The organism is Bacillus sp. Medicinal_06 (assembly GCF_056711665.1).
Genome location: NZ_JBWYHD010000004.1, coordinates 33,412 through 47,068, shown reverse-complemented (window position 1 = coordinate 47,068; position 13,657 = coordinate 33,412). Strand labels below are relative to the sequence as shown.

Genomic DNA, 13,657 nt, shown 5'->3' with positions numbered 1-13,657 from the left:
TTGTTATATTGCAGAAAAACTTGCAATGTTCATAAGTTCTTCACAACTTCTCCACAACTTCAGGACATCCTATGTGTAAAGTTTTCCATTTCATTTAATTAGGAGGAATCTATATGTACAAAAAAGTAATAGCAAGCATCTTAGCAACAGGGCTTTTATGTGGAATGGCAGTCTTCCCTGCTGCAGCCGCTACACCAAAAGAAATTGCGCTACATCATCATAAGATAATTTCAGAAGAACAAATCCAGTCATTAGAAAAACAAGGTTACAAAAAACATGAAATTTGGAAAGCTGCACACATTGCGAAAATAAGTAAAAAAGATATCAATGACGTTTTATCGTACTATAAACAAAATAAATCTTGGAAAGAAACAGCGAAACATTTTGGCGTGGATCCAGAGAAAATGCATAAACATCATATGAGTAAAGAGATGAAAGCAGCACTATTGAAGAAAGTAGCTGAAATGCAAAAATCTACACCAGAACAAATGAAGAAAACAATGGAAGATAACCATCTTCACTTTCGTCACCTCGCAGTTTTAACCATCATTGCACAAAAAAGTAATACACCATTTAATAATGTATTACAAATGAAAAAAGATGGCATGCATGTCAAACAAATTGCCGAAAAATTAAATGTGAAAAGAGAAGATATAAGAACTGAAATGATGAAATTAATACAGTCTGTCAAACAAAAAAAGACAAGCTAACATAAAGAAAAGGAAGAGACAGAAACTCTTCCTTTTCTTTATGAACCTACTATAATAAAACCATCCGCCAGCGGATCAGATGGATCTAATAAAAATTGATGCATTCCCGCAATAAAGACCCTTCCTGTAATTTGTACCGTCATGGCATTTTGTGTGCATTCCATTAGTTTTGCTTCATATGTCCCGCCCGTAATATTTTCATGCTGTAAAGTCTCTCCTTCTTGTAACATACCTTCCTCTCTAAAAAGTGCTAAACATGCACATGTTGCTCTAACATATGGAGAGCGGCTTACGAGTCCATTCTTCTTCTGCAACATCGTTTTGAATCGTTTTTCCTCAATCTGCGCCGCATCTATTAAAATACCACTACATTCAGATGATAATGACGTTCTTGCCCTATGCGCCCAGTTCTTTAATTCTATTAAATCATCCATAGCTAGTTTGACACCAAGATGCTTTGTATGACTGATTACGTAGTGTTCATTTGGTCCAAATGAAACGACCGATTGAGAAGCATGATGTTGAAGTTCGTATTTACAATCTTTCTGTAAGGAAACAGCGTGTATCTCTCCATCTTCTATACAGATTTTCACAGAAAATATCCCATCAATTGTTTCCACCGCTACTACATCATTTTTTATTTGCACATTTCCCATTTCCACCATAACAACAGCAGCTATCATCACAAACTCTTCTATACTAGAGGTAAATTCATTCGCATCCATAAACAACGCTGCAAAATCTGCTTTTTTTGAACAAGGTGGTACAATCATACAGCCGTTCATCGCTGCATGACCACGTGGCTCTTGCATAAGAATTCTTCGAAATGCTTGATAGTTTTCAACTAGTTCATTTTGTTTTTCTTGCAAAGTATTTCCCTGTAATAAAGGTACGCCGTTCATAATGAGGCGTAGTGGCTCCCCAGCCATATGTGCATCAACTGTTGTAATCGCTTTTGCGAACTTCATTCAATCTCCCCCGTCTTCCATCTCTCCTGTTATTTAGCTAGTTTAAATATGGTTACATCAATGCCCTTCCATCGGTGGAATAAGAATAAATCCATCTTTCAAAATGTCTTCCTCATGATATAAAAATTGGTGCATTCCCATCATCCATGCTGATCCAGTAATTTCTGTAATTACAGCTTCTATTTCCCCTACATTTGTTGTGCTAACGATTTTCCCTTTAAATAGCGAACCGACAATACTTTCATGTACAAATAACTCTTCCTTATCAATCTTCTGATGAGCGTATAATGTAGCAAGTTTAGCTGATGTTCCTGTCCCGCACGGCGAACGATCAATCCCGCCCGGTGGCACAATTACTGTATTTTTCACATCAGCCTGTTCATTCGTTGGATCGCAAAAAAATTCAACATGTGTCACACCTTCGATGAAAGAAAATTCAGGATGGGAAATGGGTACAGTTGCATTAATAGCATCACGAATCCGAATCGCTGTTTCTATAATCTCTACAGAGTTATCTGTTGTTAGCTGCACACCTAACTTTCTCGCATCTGTAATTGCATAAAAATTACCACCATAGGCAATATCACAGTGTACATTCCCTATATTTTCGATATGTACTTCTACAGACTTTAATAAAAAAGCAGGCACGTTACAAAATGTTACTTCTTTTGCTTTTCCATTTTCCACATATACTTTTGTTGTAACAAGGCCTGCCGGTGTATCTAATTTAATATGGGTATACGGTTCTTTCACCTCAACCATACCTGTTTCAATTAAAGCGGTACAAACACCAATTGTATCGTGACCACACATTGGTAAATATCCGCCTGTTTCTATATAAATAACACCAACATCAGCTTCTGGGTCACATGGATCTGTTAATAACGCCCCAGACATTACATCATGACCACGTGGCTCAAACATAAGAAATGTACGAATCCAATCATACTTTTCTTTCATAAATAACATCTTTTCTGACATTGTATCCCCTTCTAGCTTCGGAAGACCATTTATGACTGTCCTTGTTGGATTCCCCCCCGTATGCGTATCAATTGTCGTAAACACTTTTTTTATATTCACACTCGTTCCATCCTTTCTTGAAATCGATTGTGACTCAGTGATTCAATCGGTACGGTTGTCCTTTGTTCCTCAATCAATTCCGCAATAAGCTTTCCTGTAATGGCTGCCAAGCTAATTCCATCACCTTCATGACCCGTAGCAATATAAAAACCCGGTACTTCTTCAACATGAGAAATAATTGGCAAATGGTCTGCCGTCCACGGACGTAACCCTGCATATGTTCGAATAAGCAACATATCAGCCATTTTCGGATAAAAGCGAATCGCTCGCTTCGCAATAGACTTGATAACACTTGTATCTACCTTCGTTTGAAAACCAACGAACTGCCTGCTACTTCCAATTAAGAAATTTTGACTTTCTGTCGGTTCAAACACAAGAGCAACTCCATATCTCTCCGTTTCCTCATCCACATGACGTACGCCGCCGAACTTACTAATCAAATAGCCAAACTCCATTACTTTTCTCATCCCAACCGGTCCTTGTCTTGAAGCCACAATAATATGACCTTTTCTCGGCTGAATTGGAATTTTCACATCTAACATCTCACCAATAACTGGCGACCATACTCCCGCTGCATTTACGACCTTATTCGCTGTAAATGTCCCCTTATTTGTTTCAACAATAAACACATCCGTTATATCTTTTCGAATACTATTTACTTCTGTATGGAGATACACATCTGTTCCTTGCCTTTTCGCTCCATCTAGCAAAGAAAACGATAATAAATACGGATTAACAGTCGAGTCCGTTGCACACTCTAATCCACCTAATAAGTCATCAGCAAAATATGGTGACTCTTGCCGAATATCTTGCCTGTCTAACATCCGAAATGGTAAACCTGCTTCTTTTTGCCGCTTTACCCATTTCTCTGCAGCGATCATCTCTTCTTCACTTTCACATACTAAAATACTGCCTGGTGCGCGGTATTCAAAAGGGTGGTGCAATTCTTTCGCTAGTTGATCAACGAGCTTTTGGCTCTCAAGAGACATTTGACTATCAAATCCAGGATCTTTATCAATTGCTAAAATGTTCCCATCACATCGCGACGATGTACCACTCGCTAATTCTCCCCTTTCTAATAACGTCACTTCTCTCCCGCATTTTGAAACATAATAGGCAATTGCACTTCCAATAATGCCTCCGCCTATGATAAGAACATCACAATGCTTTGTCATAATTCCCCCTCTTTTCTACTTATAAAGTGAAACTTATAGCATCTATCACCTTTTATACTCACATATTCTTTTACTTGCAATTAAAATGCCAACTTAATAAAAAGGAATTATTAACAAAGATTTCCTATTCCTCACTTCATGGTTTTACTTCTTAAGGCACTTAGAAGCTAATATTTTATTGTTCTCAAATAGCCATACGAAAACAGTTATCTAACTTTTCCGAAAAACATTTTACATGCACTTTAAAAATGTGTAAAAATAATGAAATAGTGTATAAAAAACTTACAGTCAATCCAATAAGGAGGCTTTAGTATGACAATCGAACTCCCTTCTATAGATCAACTTATGAATAAAGATTTTCTCTTCTTTCCATCGCTAGAAGAGTCGCAACAAAACAATCATACAAATCATAAAGATACAAGCGTTCTAATCAAAAGAAATAATGATATATACATGCTTACTGCTGACGGTACGTATCAACTTTGCTATACAACTTCTTACTATTCTTCTATTTCACATATATTAAAGAAACTAAAAAACTACCATGCCGTTATTCTTACAAATGCGTCTCATAAACCAATTGGTTTTATTACAGCTGTGATGTTAGCTGAAACTATTTTTCAGTCTTATGAATATTTACAAGCTTATTTTGAAACCGTTATCAAAACGACGGATGCGTCCGTCACTGTCATTGACGAGAACGAGAATGTCAATGTGTGGACAAACGGGGCAGAAGCAATTTTTTCCGTCAGACGGCAGGATATTTTAGGAAAACCTATCACCTCATTTTTTCATGAAAACATGCTAGAAATATTAAAAACTCTGCAAGAAGGTCGCTCACTACATAAACACCAACATCAACCGAGAGAAGATTTAATTGTACTCATTAACTCCAATCCCATTTACTTGCGCAATAAAATTATTGGAGCTGTTGTATCCGAAACAGATATTACGAGCCAAGTTCGGCTCAATCAGGAACTATTCTCTGTTTCTACCAAAATGCATCAATTAGAGAAACAAGTTGCTAAATTAACACCGCCTGTTGATCCCTTTCATGCGATTAAAGGAAACAGCTCCGCACTGCATCAAACAATTGAAACTGCGAAAAAGATATGTACAACAAAATCAACTGTGCTTATTTTAGGAGAAAGCGGCGTTGGAAAAGAGCTATTTGCAAAAGCGATTCATGAAGCGCGTGAAAATGAACAAGCACCGTTTATCTCTATTAACTGCGGCGCAATTCCTGAATCATTATTTGAAAGTGAACTTTTCGGCTATGAAAAAGGAGCTTTTTCTGGAGCTGATCAAAAAGGAAAAAAAGGAAAAATTGAGTTAGCAAAAGGGGGCACCTTATTTTTAGATGAAATTGGTGAAATGCCAATGGAAATGCAAGTAAAACTGCTTCGCGTTCTACAAGATAGAACCTTTTACCGCGTGGGTGGTATAAAAGAATTACATGCCGATTTTCATATTATTGCTGCTACGAATCGAAACTTAAAAGAACAAATTGCAAAAGGAAAATTTCGCGAAGATTTATTTTATCGTTTAAACGTTGTAAGCATTGATGTACCGCCACTGCGTGAAAGAAAAGAAGATATTGTGGAGCTCATCCACTCTTTCTTATATGAGTTTTCGATTCAATATAACCGTCCAATTCAAAGTATACCGCAAGACGTTATGTATGAATTGCTTGAGCATACATGGCCTGGAAACATTCGTGAACTACGTAATGCCATTGAACGACTCGTTGTTTTTGCATCAGATGGAATCATAAAACGAGAAGACCTTCCCTTCTCTACAAAAACACAAAAAGAACAACCGCCTGTTCCTCTTAGAGTAGATATAATGGAAGGCGAATTACTTGATGATGCTTTAAACAAATACGAAAGAAATATCATTCAACATGCACTTGAATTAGAAAATGGCAATAAACTCGCTTGTGCGAAACGGCTTGGAATTACACGGGCAACCTTATATAATCGCATGAAAAAATTAAGCATCCCCTTTTAATCCTTATCTAGATTGGCATGTATTTTGCATATAAATTAGTAAACAACCAATCTAACAAGGGGGCTTTGTCATGAACATTGCAGACGATTTTGTCATTTGTCGTTGTGAGGAAGTAACATACAAGGAACTTCTTCATACAGCGAACACATATAATTGCTCTACACGAGAATTGAAACTACGTACCCGGGCGGGCATGGGGTTTTGCGGGGGCCGAACATGCAGATGTGCACTAGAAAGTTTTATATCATCTCGAGAACAGAACCATCAGCCATTAAAACATCAACCACCGGTCCGTCCCATTACCTTTGACTTGTTAGGTGATAGAACATGAGTAATCGCATCATTCATCACCCAATTCTCGGTAACTTATCAGACAGCAAAACCGTCTCTTTTACATTTAACGGAACGAAGTGTGAAGGAATAGCTGGCGAAACCGTCGCTGCTTCCCTATTCGCCAATAACATTCGGACTTTTCGTGTTCATGAAGAAACCGGAGCACCGCGCTCTATTTATTGCAATATTGGCCATTGCTTTGAATGCCGCGTTACAATAAATGGCAAGCAAAATGTGCGTGCATGCATGACTGTAGTTGAAGATCAAATGGTAGTACAAAGCGGCCTGCAGCAACCCACTCCTTTAAAGAAGGAGGATCATATATGAATGATGTGATCATTATCGGGGCTGGTCCTGCTGGATTATGTGCAGCCATTGCCTGCAAAACGTATGGATTATCCGTTAAGGTTTTTGATGAATTTATAAAACCTGGTGGTCGCCTCCTTGGACAGCTTCATCAGGAACCAAATGGCACATGGTGGAATGGTATAGAAGAAACAAAGAAACTACAAAAACAGTTGCAAGACTTAGCACTCCCTATTGAATGTGGTGTAACCGTACATGATTTAGAAAAAGTTGAAAATGAATGGGCTGTTCATACGAATATCGGTCTCTTTCAAACAAAACATGTGCTCCTTGCAACAGGAGCAGCTGAGTTTCCAACTCCGCTTCCTGGGTGGACATTACCCGGCGTTATGTCCATTGGAGCTGCACAAGTTATGACGAATGTACACCGCGTCAAAGTTGGGAATAAAGGAATGATTATCGGAGCAAATATATTATCATTTGCGATTATGCATGAATTACAGCTTGCTGGAATAGAAATTGATAGCATCGTTTTACCACCGAAGCATACAGTAACAAAGCAAAGTGCACAACCGCTTCATGTTTTGAATTCTTTGCTTCACGTTGCTCACATCGCTCCTTCTCCTTTATTAAAAATTGGGAGCCGCTTTATGAAACAACATGCAATGCGAAAATTAGCCATTCAATTTTATCCAAAGCAAGGAATGAAAATTTGGAATGTACCGCTTCACTTACGAAAAGCCGCTGTTGAAATTATTGGCGACAAGCAAGCCGAAGCTGTGAAAATCGCAACGATTACATCAGATGGAGAGATCATTCCTGGAACTGAAGAAATACGTCCTGTTGATTTTGTCTGTATTGCTGGCGGGCTTTATCCACTAGCAGAATTAGCAGCTGTCGCTGGATGCCCTTTTCATTATATCGAAGAACTTGGCGGGCATATTCCGCTTCATAACGAAACAATGGCTACACCGCTTCCAGGCCTATATGTTGCTGGTAACATTACAGGGATTGAAAATGCGAAGGTCGCCATAGCACAGGGAACTGTTGCCGGAACTGCCATTGCAAAAGAAATACAACCATCTCATTCACATCTTGATTCTTTACTCCAGCGGGCAATTCAAGATGTGAAAAGAACGCGTGAAAATGCAACAATTCAATTTCACCCACATATTTCTAAAGGTCGCGAGCAACTGCTTGCCCTCTCTCAAGAAGTATGAAGCAAAACCTATATACCTTTTCCGGAATAAAAATTATATATTAAATTTTATATATAAATATCGAAAAAAGCTGTTCAAAAGGCACACAGTGTCTAACTTTTGGACAGTTTTTTATGTTTCCTGTATAAAATTCCGCCTTCCCCAAAAACTAACGAGAGCATTCCATATAAGGGAAAAGAGTGAAAAATATGTTTGGCTTACCACGAAAAAATTCTAAGGCTAAAAATAAAAAAACGAGCTGCACCATTCCAGAATTTATTCATGCGATGAAAGAATCTACTGATTTTGTTTCTTACAACATTACAGAAGACAGTGCACTATGTCTTTTTTATTATAAATCTGTCGTAGAAGCACTCATCATTAAACAATTTATTTTAACGCCTATCAAAAAGCAATTAGAACATGTTCAAGACATTGCTGACTTAACTAACATCGTCTCTATTGAAGACATTGTTATCTCACCTTCCATTGACGATATTCGTGAAAAATTATTGGGTGGATATGTACTCGTTAAACTACAAAACATATCAAAGGCTGCACAATATGCTCTAATTCGAGCAGAAAGTACCGTCCTTGGTAAGCGTTTATATAACGATACAGAAAATGAATATAGCGTAATTGGACCAAAGATTGGTTTTGTGGAAAACATTGATACGAATCTACATTTATTACGCCGCTCTATTGTAACAGAGCAATTAATTTTTAAAGAAATTGTTGTTGGATCCATATCCAAAACAAAAGTTGTAGTGGCCTATATAGACGGAATCACAAATGAACAACATATTAACACTGCTACACAACGTCTAGAGGACATTGATTTCGATGTTCCCTTTGATGCAACAATGATTGAACAATTTATTAGTGATAATAGTAATTCACCTTTTCCATTACTTTTACCAACAGAGAGGATTGATCGAGCTGTATTTGCTTTAATCAATGGTGAAGTGTTAATTTTAACAGACAATTCTCCCTATGCATTAGCTGGACCGACAACACTATTAGATTTTTTCATTTCACCAGAGGATTACTATTTGCCGTGGATGGTCGGCTCAGCTTTTAGATTGATTCGCTTTTTTGGGGCTATATTTTCTCTATTTTCCTCAGCAATCTATACTGCTGTATTAACATTTCATTATCAAATGATTCCAGCAGACTTACTAGGACCCATTATTTTTTCTAGAGCCAATGTACCCTTTCCGCCAATCCTAGAAGCACTTTTTTTAGAAATTACAATTGAGTTATTACGCGAAGCCGGCGCCCGCTTACCTACAAAAGTTGGGCAAACAATCGGTATCGTTGGTGGAATTGTAATCGGACAAGCTTCTGTTGAAGCAGCTTTAACAAGTACAATCCTATTAATCGCCGTGGCTTTATCTGCACTTGCTTCTTTCACAACACCAACTGTGAAAATGTCTACAACCATTCGCTTACTCCGATTCCCACTCATCCTTTTAGCGGGTGCGTTCGGAGGACTAGGCCTTATAATAGGATTTGTTTTTATATTGGCACATTTACTACACTTAAAATCACTTGGATCGCCTTACTTATTACCCTTATATCCATTTCGTGGTTTCGGTTCAGCAGAAGGTTTCATTCGCTGGCCATTTAGCCAAACGGCTCAGCGCCCTTCTTTTCTGCGACCAAAATCAAACTGGCGCTATAACCCAAACAAAGCAAAACAAAAACGTGATGGTGAGAAAACATGAGAAACGTTCTATTTCTAGCAGTAATTATTTTTTTATGCTTCCAATTTGGCTGCACGCAAACATATATAGTAGATACGCAACGAATGATTCAGGTAGCTGGATTTGATATAACAAAAGATAAAAAATTTCAAGGTACAATCTTATACCCCGACTACACACTTGGTGTAAAAACAAAACCAAAAACTCAGTCAACCACTGCAAGATCTCTTGAAACGATCGCTTCTCGTTTGAATGAAAAATCACCTCACAATGTTGTTTTAGGACAAATGCGTGTCGTATTATTTGGAAAATCTATTGGTTCACATGGAATTGATGAAATCATCAACAATTTACAACGTGATCCTAATATTGGACGAGATGTACAGTTAGCACTTGTAGATGGTTCAGTCGAAGAACTTCTAAATCATGTCGCACCAAACGGTTCATTGTACCTATCTGACTTACTTGAACAAAATATAATGAATGAAAATATTCCTCGGACAGCTTTAAATGTTTTTTTATATAATTATTATTCATTTGTATGCGATCCATTTCTTCCTTACATTCAAATCGCTGATAATCATGCAGCTTCTGTAAAAGGTCTTGCCTTTTTAAAAGAGGACAAAGTGGTAATGTATACCGATAAAAAAGACTCCTTTTTAGTAAAATTGCTCCTTAATCCGACTAAAAATGGTCGTTATGAAGCACAAATAAAAAAAGATAATCATAAAGGTCTTGTCGTAACACAAAATTTATCCGGAAAAAGTGCCTATCACGTTGATCAAACAGGCGCTACTCCTAAAGTAACCATCCGCTTAAAATTAAACGGATTAATAAAAAACTCCCCTAGTTGGCTTGATTTATCGAAAAAGGAACATATAAACTCTATAAAAAATCAAGTAGAGAAAAGTATTAGAAATCAGTCTCAAAAATTGGTTCAGCAATTCCAGCAAAAAAAAATAGACCCTTTAGGAATACGCGACCAAATTAGAAGTCGGTCAAGAAAATGGAGCATACAACAAATTCAAGCAATGTATCCATCTATAGATATTAATATTGAAGCTGATGTTAACGTTGTACAATCTGGTATCGGAGAATAGTGAGGTGATAAGATGGATACAACCAGTAAAGAAATAACTGTTTCCCCTTACTTCGTATTTTTTTTGATTCACTCTCTTCAAGTTGGAGTCGGAATTTTAGGTTATCAACGCATTATTACAAAAAGTGCCGGTTATGACGCTTGGATTTCCCTTATTCTCGCGGGAATTGCAACTCACCTTGTATTGTTTTGTATGCTAAAAATGTTGGAAAAAGATAACGACCTCATCAATATTCATACAACATGCTTTGGAAAATGGATCGGTTCCTTATTTTCTTTGCTTGTTACGATTTATTTTTTATTATTTTGTCTCACTGTCCTTCGTACATATGTCGAAGTAATTCAAGTTTGGGTATTCCCGACCCTTAAATTATGGAAACTAACTTTAATCTTTTTATTAATCACTTACTATATTATCAAAGGTGGGTTCCGTTCTGTAACTGGAATGTGTTTTTGGGGAATTATACTACCTATTTTCGTATTGTTCTTTTTAATTTTTCCAATGAAATACGCACATTTTCGTAATGTTCTACCCATTCTCACTCACTCACCTTTGGAGATTGTGAAATCAACGAAAGACTCTGCTTTAGAATTTCTAGGATTTGAAGCGCTACTTTTCTTTTATCCACTTATTGAAAAAGGAAAATCTCTAAAAAGATGGGCACATGGTGGTGCTGCTTTCACAACCATTCTTTATGTACTTTTAGCGCTTATCTCTTTTATGTACTATAGTGAAGGACTACTAAAGCATACAATTTGGCCTACATTAACCATGTTAAAAATTATTAAAATCCCTTTTATTCAGCGGTTTGAATATATTATTATTTTTATATGGTTTCTTATCATTTTGCCAAATCTCTGTTTAACAATATGGTCCTCTTGTCAGTCTATGAAGCGTTCATTCCGTATCCCATTTAAAATCACACTACCTTTTTTTATTCTTGTCGTATACATCGCTTCCTTATTTTTTACAAACCGAGAAAGTATCAACACATTAAATACAGTTTTATCCGAGACGGGTATGTACATTGTATATGTCTATATCCCTCTCCTTTTTCTATGGCACTCCATTCGATGGCGCCTAAAAAATAAACAAAATAAAACTTCTTCATAGGAAAGCATTAGAGAGTTTGATACAATTTTACTAACACAAAAACAAAGGGGACATGCAGATGAAAAAGTATCTATTCTCTCTACTTGTAATAAGCAGTCTTTTGCTTTCTGGATGCGGCGTTGCAGACAAACAACAATCTTCTGAACCTAAAGAAGCTAAAGAAGAACACGCTTCCCATTCTCAGCAAGGTGATATCCAAGAAACGACAAAAGGGATTGACACACTCCCAACATTTTTGGACAAACTAGACCCACAAATGAAGGATATCTATGCAGTTGCAGGAAAAAATGCCGAATTATTAAATTGGATACCTTGTTACTGTGGATGCGGAGAAAGTGTAGGACATAAAAACAATAAAAACTGTTTTATCCAAGAAATTAAACCAAGTGGAGAAGTTGTTTGGGATTCTCACGCAACTACCTGTGTAAACTGTTTAGAAATTGCGGTCGAATCTGCATCGATGCAACAAAAAGGAAAATCCACTCTTGAAATTCGAAACTACATTGATAATAAATATAAAGAGGGCTACGCAAAACCAACGCCTACCCCAATGCCAAACGCGTAAAAACGAGGAATTTCCTCGTTTTTTATTTTTCACATAACATTTTCCTTAACAAATTCTTTCAAGTGTTTTTCTTCTTGCTTGGTGTACACTATATATAACTCCTCAGTAAGGAGGGTACACAATGCACACATATAACGACTACGATAAAGCTCTCTATTACACGTATTGTTGTAATTGGGATAAGTTGCTTGTTTTAATGGTACAAACCGATGATCAATTATTTTCTAAACGAATCGAGCATTTTTTACATGCTTACAAATATGCAAAAGAACTACCAGAAGTGGACAAACAGCTGCAACTTCTATTTCAATATATCGACCATGCCTCACAAAAGTCACATATAGAAGAAATAGACCAAATGCAGATGTAAACGAAGCGCTATTCTCCCTCTCGAGAATAGCGATTTTTGAATATTTTTCCATATAACCGTTCATAATACATATATCAATAATGGATGGACGTGATTCTTTGCATAAATCCTTGTGCGTATTTCTCTGTATGATTATATTGCTTATCGGTTGTGAAAAAGCGAATAATCCTCATTCGTTTCACGGAGTAAAACAGGAAAAAGACGTATGGAATATCTTAATTATCGGCAGCGATTCACGAGGTGAACGACAAGCTCGTGCTGATACAATTATGATTGCCCAGTACAATAAAAAAGAAAAGACAGCAAAACTCGCTTCCATTATGCGGGATAGTTATGTAGAAATTCCTTCTTATGATAAAAAATATAATAAAATTAATGCTGCCCATTACTATGGTGGCCCTGAATTATTACGAAAGACAATCCAACATAATTTTGGAATCGACGTTTCTCATTACGTCACGATTGATTTTGAAGCATTTGTAAAAACTGTAGATACTGTCGCACCTGAAGGGATTGACGTAAATGTTACACAAACAATAATCGATGATATGGGATTACATTTACAGCCAGGCGTGCAAACTCTTCATGGGAAAGATTTACTAAAGTACGCACGTTTTCGTCATGATACTGAAAGTGATTTTGGACGGGTGAAACGGCAACAGGAAGTACTTCAAGCATTAAAACAAACGCTTACTGATAAGGTTCACTCTATAGACGGGGCCCTGAGTTTACCAATAATGGCACACGAACTCTCTCCGTATATAAAAACAAACTTAGATATAGGAACTCTATTTACACTTGGAAATAGTATTCTGTTTCAGCCCATTGATAAAATGGAAACGATGCGAATTCCAATTGATAAAGAATATGAATCAGCTTTTATCGAACATGCTGGTTCCGTCTTAAAAATGAATCAAGAAACAAATAAAGAAGCCATTCAAGAATTTTTCAATGTAACAAAAGCTGTAAACCGCCCTTAGGAACAAGGTGTATACACCTTGTTTTTTTCATTTCCAAGTTTT

Annotated in this window: 14 protein-coding genes; 11 read left to right on the top strand and 3 right to left on the bottom strand. The window is 36.9% G+C overall.

Annotated elements, in window-relative coordinates:
• Positions 1–113 precede the first annotated feature (113 nt).
• Positions 114–710 (top strand): hypothetical protein, encoded by a 597-nt coding sequence (locus AC1M36_RS10525; RefSeq protein WP_479845836.1) that lies wholly within the window; start codon positions 114–116, stop codon positions 708–710.
• Between the two features lie 38 nt (positions 711–748).
• Here the strand turns inward: AC1M36_RS10525 and AC1M36_RS10520 are convergent, their stop codons facing one another.
• The 3 genes from AC1M36_RS10520 to AC1M36_RS10510 are packed head-to-tail and all read right to left on the bottom strand — an operon-like array spanning position 749 to position 3,933.
• Positions 749–1,678, bottom strand: coding sequence for a proline racemase family protein (locus AC1M36_RS10520; protein ID WP_479845835.1), 930 nt, complete (start codon positions 1,676–1,678; stop codon positions 749–751).
• Between the two features lie 57 nt (positions 1,679–1,735).
• Positions 1,736–2,758, bottom strand: coding sequence for a proline racemase family protein (locus AC1M36_RS10515; protein WP_431613294.1), 1,023 nt, complete (start codon positions 2,756–2,758; stop codon positions 1,736–1,738).
• Positions 2,755–3,933, bottom strand: coding sequence for an NAD(P)/FAD-dependent oxidoreductase (locus AC1M36_RS10510; RefSeq protein WP_431613295.1), 1,179 nt, complete (start codon positions 3,931–3,933; stop codon positions 2,755–2,757). The genes AC1M36_RS10515 and AC1M36_RS10510 overlap by 4 nt, the downstream gene beginning before the upstream one ends.
• Positions 3,934–4,245: 312 nt before the next feature.
• Here AC1M36_RS10510 and AC1M36_RS10505 point away from each other — a divergent pair, with 312 nt between their 5' ends.
• From AC1M36_RS10505 to AC1M36_RS10460, 10 genes are all read left to right on the top strand, one after another.
• Positions 4,246–5,943, top strand: coding sequence for a sigma-54 interaction domain-containing protein (locus AC1M36_RS10505; RefSeq protein WP_336450679.1), 1,698 nt, complete (start codon positions 4,246–4,248; stop codon positions 5,941–5,943).
• Between the two features lie 70 nt (positions 5,944–6,013).
• Positions 6,014–6,274 carry a (2Fe-2S)-binding protein gene (locus AC1M36_RS10500; RefSeq protein ID WP_174102992.1) on the top strand — a complete coding sequence of 87 codons (261 nt, stop codon included), beginning with the start codon at positions 6,014–6,016 and terminating at the stop codon, positions 6,272–6,274.
• Positions 6,271–6,603, top strand: a complete 333-nt coding sequence (locus AC1M36_RS10495; RefSeq protein WP_286016861.1) for a (2Fe-2S)-binding protein — start codon at positions 6,271–6,273, stop codon at positions 6,601–6,603. The genes AC1M36_RS10500 and AC1M36_RS10495 overlap by 4 nt, the downstream gene beginning before the upstream one ends.
• On the top strand, positions 6,600–7,802 hold the full coding sequence (locus tag AC1M36_RS10490) for an NAD(P)/FAD-dependent oxidoreductase (RefSeq protein ID WP_479845834.1): 1,203 nt from the start codon (positions 6,600–6,602) through the stop codon (positions 7,800–7,802). Before AC1M36_RS10495 ends, AC1M36_RS10490 begins: the two co-directional genes overlap by 4 nt.
• Positions 7,803–7,990: 188 nt before the next feature.
• On the top strand, positions 7,991–9,508 hold the full coding sequence (locus AC1M36_RS10485) for a spore germination protein (RefSeq protein ID WP_336450677.1): 1,518 nt from the start codon (positions 7,991–7,993) through the stop codon (positions 9,506–9,508).
• A complete protein-coding gene (locus AC1M36_RS10480; RefSeq protein WP_336450676.1) occupies positions 9,505–10,587 on the top strand; it encodes a Ger(x)C family spore germination protein in 1,083 nt (360 codons plus the stop codon). Before AC1M36_RS10485 ends, AC1M36_RS10480 begins: the two co-directional genes overlap by 4 nt.
• Before the next feature lie 12 nt (positions 10,588–10,599).
• Positions 10,600–11,700: a GerAB/ArcD/ProY family transporter gene (locus AC1M36_RS10475; protein ID WP_336450675.1), complete on the top strand. Its 1,101-nt coding sequence runs from the start codon at positions 10,600–10,602 to the stop codon at positions 11,698–11,700.
• A gap of 58 nt (positions 11,701–11,758) precedes the next feature.
• Positions 11,759–12,265, top strand: coding sequence for a PCYCGC motif-containing (lipo)protein (locus AC1M36_RS10470; protein ID WP_336450674.1), 507 nt, complete (start codon positions 11,759–11,761; stop codon positions 12,263–12,265).
• Between the two features lie 121 nt (positions 12,266–12,386).
• The gene (locus AC1M36_RS10465) at positions 12,387–12,635 is read left to right on the top strand and encodes a YhdB family protein (protein WP_336450673.1); all 249 of its coding nucleotides are present in this window, start codon (positions 12,387–12,389) and stop codon (positions 12,633–12,635) included.
• A 128-nt stretch (positions 12,636–12,763) separates the two neighbouring features.
• Positions 12,764–13,615: an LCP family protein gene (locus AC1M36_RS10460; RefSeq protein WP_336450672.1), complete on the top strand. Its 852-nt coding sequence runs from the start codon at positions 12,764–12,766 to the stop codon at positions 13,613–13,615.
• The last annotated feature ends 42 nt before the right edge of the window (positions 13,616–13,657 follow it).